Source organism: Pararhizobium capsulatum DSM 1112 (assembly GCF_030814475.1).
GTDB lineage: Bacteria > Pseudomonadota > Alphaproteobacteria > Rhizobiales > Rhizobiaceae > Pararhizobium > Pararhizobium capsulatum.
Genome location: NZ_JAUSVF010000003.1, coordinates 187,980 through 204,053 on the forward strand (window position 1 = coordinate 187,980; position 16,074 = coordinate 204,053).

Genomic DNA, 16,074 nt, shown 5'->3' on the forward strand with positions numbered 1-16,074 from the left:
CCCAAGCGTTCTCCGCCCAGTCGGGTCACGATCCTCTCACAAATAGAAGCATGCTCGCTGTCAACTGCCCTGGAAAGATCCGCGTCGGGCACCATCCCATGATCGGGCGAGCCCTTGATCGATCATGACATCGCCCAGTGAATTGCCCGCGTGAGACACGGTCCGAAGTTTCCGTCCATATCTGTCCTCGTCACGGAGCCCGGCCGACATCGAGAATTTCCCCGCGCGAGGGCTGATGAAGACATTCGGCCTCGTCGTACCCAAAGGCGCAGGACGCGTATCCGAGGACCATGTGCGCAACCTGCTGGCGACGAATGCCGGGCTCGAACAGATTATCAGGCCCTTGCTCGATGCCTGGAGAGGCATGCGTGCCCGCGCTGCCGAGTTGAGCAAACAGCTTGTCGACTCGGCCCGCGCGAGTGAGCAATGCCGGCTGCTTGCGTCAATTCCGGGTGTCGGCGCGGTGACGGCTTCCTCCTTCGTGGCAGCGATCGAGGATCCGGAAAACTTCAGAAAGTCGCGCGTTCGGTTGGCGCCTGGATCGGCCTGACCACCAGGCGCTATCAATCTGGAGAAGTCGATTACGATGGTCATATATCCCGCCGGGGCGACAAACATTTACGCGGACTGCTGTATGACGCGGCAACCGTGATCCTCACGCGCACCAGATCCGACAGCGCGTTACGTGTATGGGGCGTGAAGCTCAAGGAGAAGATCGGGTTCAAGCGAGCAGCCGTTGCGGTCGCGCGAAAGCTGGCCGTGATCATGCATGCAATGCTCCGAACGGGCGAGCTCTTCGAGCGCTCTAACTCTGCTGAGGCCTAACATGCACACAAGATACCAGGGCAGTGCCCCTGTGATCTGACTATTCCATGCTTTGCGTCCACGCTTTGGACGCGACGATCGTCCCTGTCGGGACGCGGACAGGATTATTCCGCTTAGAAGAGTTGCACCTGCTGTCATTCTGGCAGCTGAGTGCGTCCGATACATTGGAAGATCCGTTCCAAGAAGAACCATCCTGCGGCGGGTCGTCTCGACCGCGTAAACGACTCTGTATCCGACAAACGACATCGTCGCATTTCAAAGGCAAGACATATTCACCGAATGAAAGCATAGAACAAAACAAGCTTGACGGAGGTGCGATTAAACGACTCTTCATTTTCCTGGATCAGCCTTGCTCAGTTGCATTGCGCGCCGGCTTGGATCATGCAGGCTTTGGCGTATCCCCGATCATGTGAAACCTGTTCGTGCCGACGCATGCCTTCATGTCGTCGCGCCGGAACCAGATGGCGCGGCCGCATCGCAGCGGCGCATTGCCGGCCGTGAAGACGATCTGTTCGTCGGCGCGCATGCGCAGAACTTCATGAGGTTGAATCAATGGTCGAGCAGCGAGCTGTTTCGATCGCGTTCGAGATGATCCCTTTGCCTGAAAACTGCGGCTCACCTGGTCGATCTCGACCGTTGTCATGCCGCAGCGTCGGGAGATGTAGTCGGCGGTCTCGGGATCGTTGATCGCGGCGAACGAAATCCAGCTGGCGCTCTCGAACCACTTGCTTGCCGCGTCGCGACCGCCATAGGTCTCGCGCATCTGGCCAATCGACTGATAGATCATCGTGAGCGTGATCCCGTATTTGCGACCGGCGTCGCGTGCGGTTTCTATGATCCGCATATAGCCGAGGCGCGCGACCTCATCGAGGAGAAACAAGGCGCGCCCCTTGATCTGTCCATCGCGATTGTAGATCGCGTTAAGAAGCGAGCCGATGATGACTCTCGCAAGACCCGAATGGGTCTCCAATGTCTTGAGGTCAATGTTGATGAAGATATCCGTATTTCCTGCCGCGATGTCGCTGGTCGAGAACTTCCTCCCGGACACGAGTGCTGCGTAGTTCGGATAGGAGAGCCAGTGTGTTTCCTTGACTGCATTGGCATATACGCCAGAGAAGGTTTCCGGCGTCATGTTGACGAAGGCTGCGACGTTTTCCTTCACGAAATCCGAGCCCGAATTGTCGTAGATGTCTTGCAGCCGCTTGCGTAATGTCGGCTCAGGCTCGGAGAGGTTCATGCGTACCTGCCGAAGTGTCTGGTCTTTTTCCTCCGTGTGACCGGACAGGCAGACATCGGCGATGAGTGCCGTCAGCAGCTGGAGCGCCGATGCGCGAAAGAAGTCATCACGGACACCACGCGCGCCGCCGCTGTCGCTCATGATCCATGAGGCGACCGAGGCAATATCCTCTTCCTTGGTTCCGCCGAAACGTCCGACCCAATCAAGGACGTTAAAGCCAGTGTCCGGCTTCCTCGGATCGAGAATGAACACGTCCCTTCCCGCTCCGCCCCGATGCCAGGAGACCATCGGTGCGACCTCGTTCGATGGATCCAGCACGATCAGCGTACCGCCCCATTTGAGTGCCGTCGGGATCGTCACGGACGTCGTCTTGAAACCGCCGGAACCGGCAAAGACGATCCCATGCGACGAGCCGAACGAGCCATCGAAGCACAGCAGCGACGACTTGCCACCGACGCCCCAGGTCTCGGCGCTATCGGCTCGAAACGATTGGCTCCCGACGCTGTCTTTGTCGACCCGATAGCGCTCTCCGATGACGATGCCACCGGCATCGGGAAACAACTTTGCCGCCTCTGTGAGCTTCATCCAACCCGCTTCGCCGTGGAGTGCTCGCTTGCCCTGAATACGTTTCGGCTCGGCCCTTGCGAATGCCGCATTGCCGATGAGCGCGACGCGGAGCGCGAAGCAGGCGCATAGTAGCGCCGCACTCGCTCCGATCGACGTTGCAAGATCGAGAAAGGCCAAGACCGTGTTGTCGGCCGGTACCGACTTCATGAAAGAGGAAAGGCGCATTGTTTCGCGGACTGCTGCGACCAGGATTGTCCCACTCGATCCCGCGACGACGCCCCAACCTGCCTGCTTGATGTTGATCGAGCCGGCACTCGCGAACAGCAACAGAACTCCGATCGCCGCACTGGCTACATAGGGCAAGGCGATCCCCGCCCGCCCCCATGCCAGCCGCGCGGCCTCGGTCTTACCGAAGCCGGAAAGCCACTGCTCGATCCCGGTCATTCCGATGACGACCGGGATCATCAACGCCGCTGGCACGATGACGAGCGCAATCCTATTGATCGTCATTGCCGAAGGCCTCCACGCCGAGTCCGGTGAGCCTGGATCGCTCGCCATCATCGCCCTTGATGCGGCGGGCGGCATCGATGAGCGCGCCCAGCAACAGCGCTCGCTTCTCGTAGCGCAGCCCTGCCTTGACGATCAGGCCACCGAGCTCAATCTTTTCGCGCGTGTCCTTCTTGCGGGCGTCGGATGTCATCGTCCTCGCCATGCGCTCAAGCCTCGCCAGCACCGCCCGCATTCGGGCCAGACGCGACTGCCGCGATCGACGTTGCGCCGCTGCTAACGCTTGCACCATTTTTCCCTCCGGTCGTAGTACCCTGCCCTCCGCGAAACCGTTTGGTCAGTTGCTCAAACGCAGCCTGAAGTTCCGCCTCGTCGATCTCGATTTCGCCCAGTCCTGCCCTGAGTGCAATCCGTCCGATGCGTTCCGCTTCCCTTGTCTCGGCGATCTTGAGCTGTTCCTGTAGCTTGGCGATTTCGTCGCGGATTTTCGAGGATGGCTTCTTCATTCCGATTGTCTCCCTGGCTGAGAAAGCGTGTCTTTCGAAGCCAGTTTTTCGGAACAGCGTGCGGAACGCACTACTGTGAATCCTACAATCGCCAACGGCGATGCTTTCGGAAATGATCCCGGCCGTTCCGAAGGAGCGGCTTCCAAGGGCGCAATTATACGTCGCTGGCGCGACGTGTTGCTGAGAGAGAATGTTGGGGTCGCCGCTCCCGACGATCCCTTTGATTTCGTTCGCAACCGGGAGAGAACTCCGCCGTGGCCGTCCCTCACTTCTCCGTCAGCGTCGTCGCACGTGGCTCCGGCCGCAGCGCCGTCCTGTCGGCGGCCTACCGGCATTGCGCCAAGATGGAGTTCGAGCGGGAAGCCCGGACGATCGACTACACGCGGAAACAGGGGCTCCTGCACGAGGAGTTCGTGGTCCCTGCCGACGCGCCGGAATGGGTGCGCAGCATGATTGCCGATCGCTCGGTCGCCAGCACCTCCAAGGCTTTCTGGAACAAGGTGGAGGGCTTCGAGAAGCGATCCGACGCGCAGCTCGCCAAGGACGTCACCATAGCCCTGCCGCTCGAGCTGACGGCCGAGCAGAACATCTCGCTCATGCGCGACTTTGTGGAGCGCCACATCACCGCGCAGGGCATGGTCGCGGACTGGGTCTACCACGACGCCCCCGGCAATCCTCACGTCCACCTCATGACCACATTGCGGCCGCTCACCGAAGACGGTTTCGGTTCGAAGAAGGTCGCGGTGCTCGGCCCGGATGGCAAGCCAATCCGAAATGACGCCGGCAAGATCGTCTACCAGCTGTGGGCCGGTAGCACTAAGGATTTCAATGCGTTTCGCGACGGCTGGTTTGCCTGCCAGAACAGACATCTGGCGCTTGCCGGCCTCGATATCCGCATCGATGGCCGTTCCTACGAAAAGCAGGGAATAGAGCTTGAGCCAACCATTCACCTCGGGGTCGGCACCAAGGCTATCGAGCGCAAGGCGGAGCAATCCGACCACAAGTCGCAGACCTCGACTCCTAAACTCGAACGCATCGAGCTCCAGGAGCAGCGCCGCTGGGAGAACGCCCGCCGCATCCAGCGCCGTCCTGAGATCGTGCTCGACCTGATCACGCGGGAGAAGAGCGTTTTCGACGAACGCGATGTTGCGAAGGTGTTATATCGCTATATCGACGATGTCGCTCTGTTCCAAAGTCTGATGGTCCGGATTCTGCAAAGTCCGGAAGCGCTCCGGCTCGAACGCGAGCGGATCAACTTTGCGACAGGTATTCGGACATCCGCGAAGTACACCACGCGCGAGATGATCCGGCTTGAAGCCGAGATGGCCAATCACGCGATCTGGCTGTCCGGCAGCACCTCCCATTGCGTCCGTGAGCCGGTGCTGCAGGCGACCTTTGCGCGCCATTCCCGTCTGTCGGATGAGCAGCGAACGGCGATCAAACATGTGGCTGGCGGCGAACGGATCGCCGCCGTCATCGGCCGCGCCGGCGCCGGCAAGACGACGATGATGAATGCGGCGCGCGAAGCCTGGGAAACTGCCGGCTATCGTGTCGTCGGTGGTGCGCTTGCCGGCAAAGCAGCCGAAGGTTTGGAGAAGGAAGCTGGCATCGTTTCCCGCACGCTGTCGTTGTGGGAGCTTCGCTGGAACCAGGGTCGCAACCAGCTCGACGATAAGACCGTCTTCGTACTCGACGAGGCCGGCATGGTGTCGTCGCAACAGATGGCGCTCATCGTCGAAGCAGTCACCAAGGCCGGTGCCAAACTCGTCCTTGTCGGCGATCCGGAACAGCTTCAACCGATAGAAGCGGGCGCTGCGTTCCGCGCCATTGCCGATCGCATCGGCTATGCCGAACTCGAAACAATCTATCGTCAGCGCCAGCAATGGATGCGCGACGCCTCGCTCGACCTAGCGCGCGGTAACGTCGGCAACGCAGTCGATGCCTATTGCGCACATGGGCAAGTGAGGGGATCGGACCTCAAGGCACAGGCGGTCGAAAGCCTGATCGCCGATTGGGATCGCGACCACGATCCTTCGAAGACCAGCCTGATCCTCGCCCACCTTCGTCGCGATGTCCGGATATTGAACGAGATGGCCCGCGCCAGGCTTGTCGAGCGTGGCGTCATTGCAGACGGATTCGCGTTCAAGACAGAAGAAGGATCCCGCATGTTCGCGACCGGCGACCAGATCGTGTTCCTCAAGAACGAGGGCAGCCTTGGCGTCAAGAACGGCATGCTCGCAAGGGTGCTTGAGGCTGCACCCGGCCGGATTGTCGTCGAGATCGGCGAACGGGAACATCGTCGCCAGGTCACGGTTGAGCAGCGCTTCTACAACAACCTCGATCATGGCTATGCGACGACGATTCACAAAGCCCAAGGCGCCACCGTCGACCAGGTGAAGGTGCTTGCTTCCCTCTCGTTGGACCGGCATCTCACCTATGTGGCCATGACCCGCCATCGCGAGGATCTCGCCGTCTACTACGGCAGTCGCTCCTTCGCGAAAACCGGAGGGCTCATCCCGATCCTGTCGCGCCGGAACGCCAAGGAGACGACCCTCGATTACGAGAAGGCGTCGTTCTACGGCCAAGCGCTGCGCTTCGCGGAAGCGCGGGGCCTTCATCTTGTCAATGTCGCCCGCACGATCGCACAGGATCGCCTCCAATGGGCCGTCCGGCAAAAACAGAAACTCGCCTACCTCGGCGCCCGTCTAGCCGCCATCGGTGCGGCGCTCGGACTGGTCCGCGGCAGCAACAAGCACTCCATATCGGACACAATCAAGGAGGCCAAGCCCATGGTATCAGGCATCACCACCTTTCCGAAATCGCTCGACCAGGCTGTCGAAGACAAGCTCGCCGCCGATCCCGGGCTTAAGAAGCAATGGGAGGACGTCTCGACCCGCTTCCAGCTCGTCTACGCGAAGCCGGAAGCTGCCTTCAAGGCGATCTATGTCGATACCATGTTGAAGGACCAGTCGGTCTCGCAGTCCACCCTGGCAAGGATTGCCGGCGAGCCAGAGAGCTTTGGCGCGCTCAAGGGCAAGACCGGTTTTCTCGCGAGCCGTGGCGACAAGCAGGACCGGGAAAAAGCGCTCGCCAATGTGCCCGCACTTGCCCGAAATCTTGAACGTTATCTTCGTGAGCGGGCCGAGGCCGAATTCAAACATAAGACGGAGGAGCGCGCGGTCCGGCTCAAGGTTTCGGTCGACATCCCGGCGTTCTCTCCAGCCGCCAAGCAAACGCTCGAACGCGTGCGCGATGCGATCGATCGCAACGATCTTCCGGCTGGCCTCGAATACGCGCTCGCCGACAAAATGGTGAAAGCAGAACTCGAAGGTTTTGCCAGGGCGGTTTCCGAACGTTTCGGGGAACGGACCTTCCTGCCATTGGCTGCGAAAGACACTGATGGCAAGACCTTCGAGACCGTCACAGCAGGAATGACGGCCGGCCAGAAGGCGGAGGTCCAGTCCGCGTGGAACTCCATGCGGACGGTCCAGCAGCTTGCGGCTCATGAACGAACGACGGAAGCGCTCAAGCAGGCCGAGACTGTGCGGCAGACGAAGAGCCAGGGGCTCTCCCTGAAATGACCGAGGCTGCAACCCGCCGGTCGATGACCACGCAGCAACGACGAGCCATTGTGGTTCTGTCGATGGCGGCGGTGGCCGCCATCCTGCTGGCGGTGACTGCCATCGCCGGCGGGTACCGCATCAATCTGACACCGAGCGAGCCGCTCGGCCTGTGGCGCATCATCCCCCTTCATCGACCGGCTGCAGTCGACGACCTCCTGTTCATCTGCCCGCCGGAAACGGCGGCGATGCGGGCAGCGAGGGTACGAGGCTATCTCCGTTCTGGTTCCTGCCCGGGCGGCGTCGCACCGTTGATCAAGACAGTGATCGCCGTTGCAGGACAGCATGTCCAAATCGGCGTCAGCGTGAGCGTGGATGGGCGGGGGGTTTCCTCTTCCAGTCTCGCAATACGAGATGGAAAAGGCCGGCCGTTGACGCCCGTTCCGAGCGGCATCGTACCGCCAGGATATGTCTTCCTGCATTCCGCGTTCCCCGGCTCCTATGACTCCCGATATTTTGGCCCGGTGCCGATCTCCGGCATTCTCGGGATGGCGCAGGAGGTGTTCACCTATGTGCCGTGATTACCTTCGGCCGGCGCTGCTGATATTCGCTTCGATCGCGATTGGCGTGGTGGGCTGGAGCGGCCATGTGTTGCTTCTACCCGTCGCGCTTGGGTTTCCAGTTCTTTGGTCGATCGCGCGAACGAGATCGGTGGCGGCACTTGTCTCCGCCGGATATTTCCTGGCCGCATCACGTGGTTTGCCGCAAGGCGTGGCCGCCTTTTACTCGTCGGATATCTGGCCGGGCCTTTTGCTCTGGCTAGGTGCGTCTATGAGTTTCGTTGCTGTGCATTCGGCCCTCTGGACGAAGAACAGCGGAGCTCGTCCGCGTCGCTATCTCCTCGCGGCCGTCATCATGTCCGTCCCGCCCTTCGGTATCACGGGTTGGGCGCATCCTGTCACGGCGGCGGGTGTTCTGTTCCCAGGATGGGGATGGTGGGGAGTTGGCTTTATGACAGCCGGCCTTGCGAGCCTCGTAACCCGCATTTGGCCAGCTGTCGCCATCGCCGTTGCGGGCCTTTGGCTGTGGTCCGCCGCGATCTGGACCGATACTAAGCTACCGGAAGGCTGGCGCGGCGTCGACCTCGAATTGGGCGCTTCGCTCGGCCGTGAGGCCGGTCTTCACCGCCACCGTGACATCATCGCAACGGTGCGGAATGCGGCCAGTGATGGCGCACGCTTTGTGGTGCTGCCGGAAACTGCGCTCGGTTTCTGGACACCGACCGTGGCGCGGCTTTGGACGAGCGCGTCCGGCGATACCGATGTGACGGTCATCGCCGGCGCCACGGTGCTCGATGCCACCGGCTATGACAATGTCCTCGTCTCGATCGACAGGAATGGCGGAAGCATCCTCTATCGCGAACGCATGCCGGTTCCCGGCTCGATGTGGCAGCCGGGGCGTTTCTTGTTCGGGGAGAGTGGCGGTGCCAGGGCGGATTTTTTTGCGAACCCGGTCGTCGCGATCGGTGCCAGCCGGGCAGCACCGGTGATCTGCTACGAGGAACTGATCGTTTGGCCCGTCCTCCAATCCATGCTGCACGATCCTGACTTTATCATTGCCGTTGGAAACGGCTGGTGGACCGAAGGGACGTCGATCGTCGCCATCCAGCGCGCCGCTGCCACGGCATGGGCAAAGCTCTTCGCAAAACCGCTTGTTATTGCCTTCAACACCTGAGCGCAGAGGAGAAACAATGCTCGACGCCGCCCTGATAAAAGAATGCGCAGACCCTTCCCTCAAGCCTGCGATCGTCGAGCAGTTCGTGATGGCAGCGGGCTCGGGTGATCCCCTCGCCATTACCGTCAAATCGGGCGGCCGATTGATCCTCGTTCCGAAAGCGGCATCGGCCGAGCAGGCGATGGCGATCGTACGGCAATATGCTGGTCAGGCAGTCGTTCGCGTTGGGCTGACCCAGTTCCCCGCTGGCGTGGGAGTGAAGGAACCGACGGATCTGAAACCCGAGCTTGTCGATGCTTGCCAAAACCTTCGTAAAGGCACGGCGATGTTTGCCAAGGTCCTTAGGATCGTTGCGAAATGGTATGGCAACCCCATGAGCAAAGACGTCTTTCCGCAGATTTTTGAGGATGCGGTTTACGCATGGAAGACCGGTGAGTTCGAGGGCGTGAGTGTCTTTCAGGCGGAGGACCCTGGTGGGTCTAGTCCAATCAACCATGCGGACACCGTGGATAAGGTCCCAGGTGGTCCCGAGCGTTCCGATGCCGACGCTGATCTGAGTCAGGTGCCCAACGGCGATCTTGGCACCGCAGGGATACGGATCGATCTATCTCGCATAGCCGGCGCAAAATGAAATCCGTAAATTGGAACTGCGGTGCAATTGAGCCTGGGCTAGCTCGCGCTGCGAATGTAAAAAATCGCCGCGGCCTCGGCGCTGAAAGTCGTCTCAGGGTAGGTGGTTTCAGTGATATTGATGCAAAGAACACTGCAGTCATCATACCCATGCATGCTTTCGCACCGATGGCCGTCCAAATAGGACATCTGGTCGGCTTGCGATAGTTCCGCCCAGAACCCATCGGTCGCGGCCAACAGCGTATCCGCCGTCAGATCGACGTTCGTGACTTCCGGCGCAATGAACCCCCTGGAACGGAAGCTGCGGATGAGACGGTGGCGTGCGGGAAGTTTGGCGAGTTCAGGCAACGGCACCTTTGCCAAGGCATTCGCAAGCGTATGGGGTTCTGTTTGCCACTGAATTTCGGACCTGTCCGCTACTTTGCCGAAAAGAGAGTCACCAGCATGCAGGACCAGAACGGATTGGCTCTCGGCGGCATGCAGAATGACATAACTGGCGGAGCCTCTTGGAAAGTCCCCTATCAGACCTTGTTGGATCATACGCAACCGCTCGACCAAGCCATCGGGTGTCACGCCCACCGTTGTTCCGGCAAACCAATCCACCACTGCTCGGATGATGGCGCAGGCGTATTCGCCATTGCTTTGGCCAGTGGTGGAACCATCAGCGACAATTCCAAGAAATCCCGGCCGGGTCGATGCCTGCATGATCGCGGTTGTCAGGGGTCTTCGTGCCCTGACGGCTACGCCATTGAGCGTCAATGTGTATCGGGTCCACCGTTTCCGCAGCGGCTGATAGCAATGAAGCGCTCCCGAACAATATCCACGCGGCCGGTTGGTCCTCTGATATTACCCTCAAGGAAATCGTCAAAGTCGGGTAGCGCGATCAAGGCGGTAAAGCGCTCCGTTATATAGGTGCGGACGTCCTCACGAGTGCCCGAAATTTCCTCCAGAAGCGCTTCTCGTCCGTCGACGACGAGCAGGATATCTTCAGCGTCACGACTGAATAGCAGGTCATCATTTCCGCGACCTGCAAATGCTTCGAGCTTCGTGGCGACGAACAGGCCGGCGTCAAAACCTGTATTTCCAGACCTTTCGCGAGCGGATACGTCGTCGCGGTTTTGATGCCTTGAGCATCCCAACGATTGCTGAAACCAAGCATAGCTTCGTCGTCCGGCATGAAATCGACGTTAAGCGGCCCAAGCCGCATACGGCAGATCACCGTTTCATCGGCGCCTCGAAAAAGCCCTTCATCCGAAGCAGCTCCAATAACTGAGCCCATTCAGCAAATCCTGCCAAATCGACGATAAGGTCAATATCGTCGGTGGCACGAACGTCTTTAAGCGTCACCGGGTCAGTGATGAAAAGCGCGGTCGTGCATCCGCCCACAAAGACAAGCCGACCGCGCAGGTCATCGCCAAGCGCGATTGCCACAGTTCTTAGCATTTCGAGGGCTGGCCGCGTACAGTGATCATTTGGCGAGAAGCCTCGATTTTAACCGGTCACTAGCCAGTTCTGTTTCTCGTTGGTTTCCCAATCTGATTGCATCGACAAGTGCGAGATATTCGTAAAGCCGTTCGTCTTTCAAAACGGCTTCTGGAACGCTTCTGAACAGCGGATCGATGGATTGTCCCATCTCCTGAGCGCTGGCATATGGCCAGACGTAATTGTAGCTACCGGCGCTCATCAACAGGCTTTCGAGCATCGGCGCTGCGAAAGCCGTTGGGATGCCTCGCTGCATCGCTCCAGGATGTGCAGGAAAGACGAACTTCAGCCCATTGGTAATGAAATTGACAAGATTTCTGCGACGCGGTCGTGGTTCGTTTGACTTACTGTCTTTCCGTGCAATTCCAGAGGAAATGCTCCGATTGATCGACTGACCGACTTCGGTCTTGCTAATGCCGAGCAGAGCTTCCAGATTTCGAACGGAATAAGGATCGCCGCCCAGCGATTCCGATCGCAATTGGTCGGTGCCTTTTTCCAACTCTTGGTCCTGCAGGCTGATGAGCTTGAGGAGTACGACGATATCTTGGCTTTTCATTTTAACTGTCCGCTGTCCTAGGACTGAGGACAGTAAGCCACACCCCGTGCCGGTTGTCAAAACGACTGAAAACTGAGAGTAAGCCCGTCAGCGAGATTTTGTCACAAGCTCGGCGGGGTCAACACCCAGCGCCTCGGCTATCTGACCAAGGACGGTAACACTGGCGGAAACATCGGCGCGCTCAATCGCACCGATATAGCGCGCGCTGAGGCTGGAACGGTCCGCCAGTTCTTCCTGCGTCAATTTCTTGCCATGACGTATCCGACGCAAGTTGATCGCCATGATCTCCTTGAGATCCATGACGTAAGCGAGACCTGAATAGGAATAATCGTTCCAGGAACGATAGTTCCGATTCCGTGCGCCATGTGATATTGCTCCCCTGAGTCGATCATCCACTCCCTCCGGATATAATGTGTATGGTCTGCAAGACAGGCCGTGCACTTATGGCCAAAACTCTATAACGCGGACGAAGGCGTTGTTTCGCCCGGTCAGGAAATGAAGTTGAGGAGAAGCGGATGAACGATCTAAGCTCATCCGATGCAAGCGGCGAGAGAAACGAAAGCGAACCTCGCTACAGTTCGATGCAAAAGCCGGAACTGGAGGCACTGGCCGTCTCTGCGATCCTGGAACACCGCCGCCTTCTTGCGGCCGACGAAGCCGTATATGAGGAATGGACCCGCGCCAGCGCCGATCCGTCGGTTTCCGCCGCCGTTCTAAAGAGCCTGCAGGATGAGTATGTCGCGCGTCAGAAAAAATCCGAGGCCCAACAGGAGGTGCTGTCGGAAATCATCGATGCGCTCGGCTACGTCCCTGAGGTTGCCTCCGACGTCGATGATTGACGCTATAGTAGGCCGTGGTCCTTGGCGATCGCAACGAGGTGGGGCACGGTCGCCGCTTCGAGCTTCTCTCGCGCCTTATCCAGATAGTGTTGCACTGTCCTTGGATTGATCCCCGTAAGGATCGCGGTTTCGGGTGCGGTTTTTCCTTTCGCCGCCCATTTTAGGCACATTGCCTCTCTTGGTGAAAGCAACCGCTTCGGCGGAACAATTGTGGTCGCAGCAAGCATTTTGAGGCGGTAATGGATCGCCAGAACGGCGCGGATCGCTTTCTGGCAATCTTGAAGTTTTGACATGTCAGCCGTCTGCGCAGAGGATGCAAACGTCAGCATCATCGTGGAGCCGAAACTTCCTTCGACGGGTATCGTCACTCCACTGCGAATGCCGTGACCGATCGCCTGATCCCGAAAGCGCCTGAGTTCGGAGGCCCCCCGAGCGGGCCAATCGTCGGCCGTCCACGAAAAGATTTCCATGCGAGTCTTCGCTTCCCACACGACCGGGTCGATCCGGGAATACTGGCTTTCGAGGTAAACGCCCTGCCATTCCTCCGGATAGGAATTGAATGTGCGGATTTCCAATCCTTCAGTCTGCAGATATGCAAAACGCTCGAAGCCACATGCATGCGCAAATGTCTTCAGAGCACTTTTGATCATACGTTCGTCGTGCGCGGCTTCTGTCATATCGATGAGAGAGCGAAGGTCACTGTCCACTGACTTTTCTCCTGTCTTCTAGCGCAACTGCGGCCTCCCACGCGTCTCGCCACACTGGCGCCGCGAGTTACAGGGTGCCACGTTCGGCCAAACCGGGCCGTTTGGGACATCGCGGACCATGCTGCGAATTCTCTGTTCCCATTCGTTTCCGACGAAAACGCAGTTGCCTTCGATGCGAAGCACATCCACGGTCGTTGCAGATCATAGGTCTACTCAGCTTTTCCGAGTATTCAAGTCCTCACGAGCTATAACTTGATAATTGCAGCAGAGATTTTAGGCGCACGTTTTTTTGCTGCGCGGAATAGCGCTCCAGCGCGCTGAAATAGCGGGAGTCTGATGTTCCTGAGCTGGTTACCGGCCACTGTAGGTAGACGGAAAAATAACATCCTGATCGACCAGGACGTTGAACTTGTAGCCCGGCCGGATGCGGATCGTCGGCTGAACGTTCAGGTTCTTCGAGATCGTCTCTTCTGCTACCCGGCCGAAAGACTCGGCAAAATTCCGTCGTGCTGCATCCGATGCTGTATCCTGTGTCGCGAGGGTCGAACTCTCGGGCATCGACATATCTATCCCTGTTCCGATCAATGCCACCAGAGCTGCCGAGCCGAAAGTCTTCCACAGGTGGCGGTCGACCTTGTCCCGTAATCCGCCATATCCTTCGGCATCCGTGCCGGCCATGCCGCCGATTTGCAGGGTAGACCCATTCGGAAAAATGAGATCCGTCCAGACGACAAGAACCCGTTCTTGGCCGAAGGACACCTTCGAATCGTAGCGACCGAAGAGCTTTGCGCCCTGCGGAATAAGGAGGCGATAGCCGGTCGCGCTGTCGTAGACATTCTGGCTGACCTGAGCGGTAATGCGCCCCGGCAGGTCGGATATGAGGCCGGTGATCAATGTCGCCGGGATGACCGAACCGCGCTTCAATTCATTGGGTGATATCTGTGGCACGACCTGGTTGGGCAGGTAGCCGAGATCCTTGATGTCCTGATTGAAGAAGTCCTCCTTGGATGTCTGCCCGTTCTGATCGACGTTCTGTCCCATCAGACCGGATTTCATGGCGACGGCATAAAGGTCGGATGCACTGTTTGCCGCGACATTTGTCTGCTGACGGCCGGTCTCGTTGGTGGAGTTTGCGGCATTCTCGACGTCGGAGACGTCTACCTTCAGCGGCGAATCGAGCGCCGTGGCACGGGCCTGAAGACGCGCCATCCGTTGGCGCTGGGCCTCGCGTATGTATTGTTCATCCTGCTCTCGCTTCAGGCGAGCCTTCCACTCCTCTTCGGATTCGAGCCCTTGCCGGCGGTCTTGACGCTCAACCGACTGGCGCTCGACGACCGGTTCCTGCTTTTCCTTTTTCTCGACCACGACGGGTGTCGGCTGAAACAATTCCTGCTTTTCAGGCTCACCGATAATGCCATCCGTGACACCTCGCTTAAGCTGGTCGCCGAAATTGGTCGCAGGGCTGTTGGAAGCACTCTCGATGTCGCTACGGTTGAAGGAAAGCCCGCGCAGGGACAGACCAATCATGACGACGGCGACGAACAGCACGATGACGATGATGGCGACGATGATCGGAAGGCGGTTGAGGCGCCGCATGCCCTGCTGATCGGCGGCTTGGCTCGACGTGCCAAGCTGGAGCGACTGGACCATGGTAATCTCCGTCAATTGCGCTGCATAATCGAAAGCGGACTGGCCGGCACAGCACCCGCCGCTGTCGGGGTGTATGCGCGACCCAGAGCGATGGAAGGCGTCGAGATCTGCGCCAGCACCTGTCCGTCGAAGCCGTCGATTGCATGGGCAAGCTCGACCGGCTTGACGTCTTTGACGACTTTGCCGTCCGTGACGACCGTGTAGCCCCACCCCTTCAGGGCCGCCTCGAGGGCGGATGCGAACTCCGATGTGTTCGTCTCCATTTTGATCGTGGTCGCAGCACCGGCCGAGCCGATCTGTTCAGCCAGACGACTTGCCATGTCACCGGCGATGGCGCTTGCAGCCGGTCCGGTGACGGCCACAGGCGTGGAACTGATGGTCAATGCGTCGTCCGCCGATTGGCAACCGGAGAGCAGCGCGACCGCGATCAAGAATGCGAATAACTTCCGCATGGTTCAGCCTCCCCGCCGGATGGTGATCTTCTGCTGCCGCCAGCCGACACCGGAAACTAGGATCGCCTTGTCGATCGCATAGTCGACGGTCATCATGTCGTTCTTCATCCGGTAATTGACGATTCGATTTTGACCGCCGGATACGACGAAGAGCACCGGCGCGTCCTGGCCGGAGATCGATCTCGGGAATTGGATGTAGGTCTTCACCCCGTCCGAATAGATCCGCTTCGGTTTCCACGAAGCACCGCCGCTGATTGAATAGGAAAAGTTCAGCTTGTCCGGCGCGGTGCCCGGGATGCCGCCCGTTTCGAGACGGGCGTTGATGTCGGCGAGCTTGGTCGACACGTCTTCCGGATATTCGAAACCAATGCGCGCCATGTACTGGCTCGGATGGGACTTGAGCTGGATATGATAGGTGCGCCGCGATGTCGTAACGACCATTGAAGTGAGAAGGCCCGGCTCGGATGGTTTGACTATGAGATGGATCGCCTGCCCGCCTGTGGCCCCCGAGGTGGCCGGCTCTACCTTCCAGCGCACGGTGTCACCGACGAGGACGTCGCGAACGATCTCGCCCCCCTGAAGTTCGATGTCGCAGACCTGGAGGGGAGAGCAGACGACCGACGGCTGGGTCTCGCCGAACAGGAAGATGACCTTTCCGTCCGGACCTGTCGTGACCAGTCCCGGCGTGCCGCGCCATTTCCTGGAAAGATTTGTTCCCTTCACCTCGTTGCTCGTCATGCTTTGCGCCTGTGCGCCCGCCGCAAGCAAGAGTTCAGCCATGCAGCCGGCGGCTGCGATCAATCCCGTTTTTTTCATTGAAAG

General features: G+C 59.1%; 17 protein-coding genes and 2 pseudogenes. 6 read left to right on the forward strand and 13 right to left on the reverse strand.

What is annotated here, in order from left to right:
• Positions 1-60: 60 nt before the first annotated feature.
• Positions 61-225 (reverse strand): annotated as a pseudogene (locus tag QO002_RS26005) (thermonuclease family protein); the annotation flags it as partial.
• Between the two features lies 1 nt (position 226).
• Between QO002_RS26005 and QO002_RS26010 the strand changes: the two are divergent.
• Positions 227-825 (forward strand): annotated as a pseudogene (locus QO002_RS26010) (IS110 family RNA-guided transposase); the annotation flags it as partial.
• A gap of 379 nt (positions 826-1,204) precedes the next feature.
• Here the strand turns inward: QO002_RS26010 and traG are convergent.
• From traG to traC, 3 genes are read right to left on the reverse strand one after another with little or no spacing between them, the layout of a single operon-like run.
• Entirely contained in the window at positions 1,205-3,139 is a 1,935-nt protein-coding gene (gene traG / locus QO002_RS26015) for a Ti-type conjugative transfer system protein TraG (RefSeq protein WP_307235443.1), read from the reverse strand.
• Positions 3,126-3,341 (reverse strand): type IV conjugative transfer system coupling protein TraD, encoded by a 216-nt coding sequence (gene traD, locus QO002_RS26020; RefSeq protein WP_307235445.1) that lies wholly within the window; start codon positions 3,339-3,341, stop codon positions 3,126-3,128. The genes traG and traD overlap by 14 nt, the downstream gene beginning before the upstream one ends.
• Positions 3,342-3,345: 4 nt before the next feature.
• The gene (traC, locus tag QO002_RS26025) at positions 3,346-3,642 is read right to left on the reverse strand and encodes a conjugal transfer protein TraC (protein WP_307235447.1); all 297 of its coding nucleotides are present in this window, start codon (positions 3,640-3,642) and stop codon (positions 3,346-3,348) included.
• A gap of 254 nt (positions 3,643-3,896) precedes the next feature.
• On the opposite strand from traC, the gene traA reads away from it, so the two are divergent.
• From traA to QO002_RS26045, 4 genes are read left to right on the forward strand one after another with little or no spacing between them, the layout of a single operon-like run.
• Positions 3,897-7,223: a Ti-type conjugative transfer relaxase TraA gene (gene traA / locus QO002_RS26030; protein ID WP_307235449.1), complete on the forward strand. Its 3,327-nt coding sequence runs from the start codon at positions 3,897-3,899 to the stop codon at positions 7,221-7,223.
• A complete protein-coding gene (gene traF / locus QO002_RS26035) occupies positions 7,220-7,783 on the forward strand; it encodes a conjugative transfer signal peptidase TraF (protein ID WP_307235451.1) in 564 nt (187 codons plus the stop codon). The genes traA and traF overlap by 4 nt, the downstream gene beginning before the upstream one ends.
• Positions 7,773-8,936, forward strand: coding sequence for a conjugal transfer protein TraB (locus QO002_RS26040; protein ID WP_307235453.1), 1,164 nt, complete (start codon positions 7,773-7,775; stop codon positions 8,934-8,936). Before traF ends, QO002_RS26040 begins: the two co-directional genes overlap by 11 nt.
• Positions 8,937-8,952: 16 nt before the next feature.
• Complete coding sequence (locus tag QO002_RS26045) at positions 8,953-9,567, forward strand: TraH family protein (protein WP_307235455.1); 615 nt, start codon at positions 8,953-8,955, stop codon at positions 9,565-9,567.
• Between the two features lie 38 nt (positions 9,568-9,605).
• Here the strand turns inward: QO002_RS26045 and QO002_RS26050 are convergent, their stop codons facing one another.
• The 5 genes from QO002_RS26050 to QO002_RS26070 form a co-directional block, all read right to left on the reverse strand.
• On the reverse strand, positions 9,606-10,271 hold the full coding sequence (locus QO002_RS26050; RefSeq protein ID WP_307235458.1) for a hypothetical protein: 666 nt from the start codon (positions 10,269-10,271) through the stop codon (positions 9,606-9,608).
• A 50-nt stretch (positions 10,272-10,321) separates the two neighbouring features.
• Positions 10,322-10,705 (reverse strand): hypothetical protein, encoded by a 384-nt coding sequence (locus QO002_RS26055; RefSeq protein WP_307235461.1) that lies wholly within the window; start codon positions 10,703-10,705, stop codon positions 10,322-10,324.
• Between the two features lie 76 nt (positions 10,706-10,781).
• A complete protein-coding gene (locus QO002_RS26060) occupies positions 10,782-10,997 on the reverse strand; it encodes a hypothetical protein (protein WP_307235463.1) in 216 nt (71 codons plus the stop codon).
• A 37-nt stretch (positions 10,998-11,034) separates the two neighbouring features.
• Entirely contained in the window at positions 11,035-11,604 is a 570-nt protein-coding gene (locus QO002_RS26065) for a hypothetical protein (RefSeq protein WP_307235465.1), read from the reverse strand.
• Between the two features lie 87 nt (positions 11,605-11,691).
• Positions 11,692-11,904 carry a helix-turn-helix domain-containing protein gene (locus QO002_RS26070; protein WP_171520581.1) on the reverse strand — a complete coding sequence of 71 codons (213 nt, stop codon included), beginning with the start codon at positions 11,902-11,904 and terminating at the stop codon, positions 11,692-11,694.
• Positions 11,905-12,119: 215 nt separating this feature from the next.
• Between QO002_RS26070 and QO002_RS26075 the strand changes: the two genes are divergently transcribed.
• The gene (locus QO002_RS26075; RefSeq protein WP_307235469.1) at positions 12,120-12,443 is read left to right on the forward strand and encodes a transcriptional repressor TraM; all 324 of its coding nucleotides are present in this window, start codon (positions 12,120-12,122) and stop codon (positions 12,441-12,443) included.
• Between the two features lie 2 nt (positions 12,444-12,445).
• Here QO002_RS26075 and QO002_RS26080 read toward each other — a convergent pair whose 3' ends face one another.
• The 4 genes from QO002_RS26080 to trbG form a co-directional block, all read right to left on the reverse strand.
• A complete protein-coding gene (locus QO002_RS26080; RefSeq protein WP_307235471.1) occupies positions 12,446-13,150 on the reverse strand; it encodes an autoinducer binding domain-containing protein in 705 nt (234 codons plus the stop codon).
• A 351-nt stretch (positions 13,151-13,501) separates the two neighbouring features.
• Entirely contained in the window at positions 13,502-14,800 is a 1,299-nt protein-coding gene (gene trbI, locus QO002_RS26085) for an IncP-type conjugal transfer protein TrbI (protein ID WP_307235474.1), read from the reverse strand.
• 11 nt (positions 14,801-14,811) lie between these two features.
• Complete coding sequence (gene trbH / locus QO002_RS26090; RefSeq protein WP_307235476.1) at positions 14,812-15,252, reverse strand: conjugal transfer protein TrbH; 441 nt, start codon at positions 15,250-15,252, stop codon at positions 14,812-14,814.
• A 3-nt stretch (positions 15,253-15,255) separates the two neighbouring features.
• A complete protein-coding gene (trbG, locus tag QO002_RS26095) occupies positions 15,256-16,068 on the reverse strand; it encodes a P-type conjugative transfer protein TrbG (RefSeq protein WP_307235478.1) in 813 nt (270 codons plus the stop codon).
• Between the last annotated feature and the right edge of the window lie 6 nt (positions 16,069-16,074).

What these genes read in the sequence shown, in the direction of transcription:
- traG (WP_307235443.1), bottom strand. Translation starts at nt 3,139, where the DNA reads ATGACGATCAATAGGATTGCGCTCGTCATCGTGCCAGCGGCGTTGATG.
- traD (WP_307235445.1), bottom strand. Translation starts at nt 3,341, where the DNA reads ATGGCGAGGACGATGACATCCGACGCCCGCAAGAAGGACACGCGCGAA.
- traC (WP_307235447.1), bottom strand. Translation starts at nt 3,642, where the DNA reads ATGAAGAAGCCATCCTCGAAAATCCGCGACGAAATCGCCAAGCTACAG.
- traF (WP_307235451.1), top strand. Translation starts at nt 7,220, where the DNA reads ATGACCGAGGCTGCAACCCGCCGGTCGATGACCACGCAGCAACGACGA.
- QO002_RS26040 (WP_307235453.1), top strand. Translation starts at nt 7,773, where the DNA reads ATGTGCCGTGATTACCTTCGGCCGGCGCTGCTGATATTCGCTTCGATC.
- QO002_RS26045 (WP_307235455.1), top strand. Translation starts at nt 8,953, where the DNA reads ATGCTCGACGCCGCCCTGATAAAAGAATGCGCAGACCCTTCCCTCAAG.
- QO002_RS26050 (WP_307235458.1), bottom strand. Translation starts at nt 10,271, where the DNA reads ATGCAGGCATCGACCCGGCCGGGATTTCTTGGAATTGTCGCTGATGGT.
- QO002_RS26065 (WP_307235465.1), bottom strand. Translation starts at nt 11,604, where the DNA reads ATGAAAAGCCAAGATATCGTCGTACTCCTCAAGCTCATCAGCCTGCAG.
- QO002_RS26070 (WP_171520581.1), bottom strand. Translation starts at nt 11,904, where the DNA reads ATGGATCTCAAGGAGATCATGGCGATCAACTTGCGTCGGATACGTCAT.
- QO002_RS26075 (WP_307235469.1), top strand. Translation starts at nt 12,120, where the DNA reads ATGAACGATCTAAGCTCATCCGATGCAAGCGGCGAGAGAAACGAAAGC.
- trbI (WP_307235474.1), bottom strand. Translation starts at nt 14,800, where the DNA reads ATGGTCCAGTCGCTCCAGCTTGGCACGTCGAGCCAAGCCGCCGATCAG.
- trbH (WP_307235476.1), bottom strand. Translation starts at nt 15,252, where the DNA reads ATGCGGAAGTTATTCGCATTCTTGATCGCGGTCGCGCTGCTCTCCGGT.
- trbG (WP_307235478.1), bottom strand. Translation starts at nt 16,068, where the DNA reads ATGAAAAAAACGGGATTGATCGCAGCCGCCGGCTGCATGGCTGAACTC.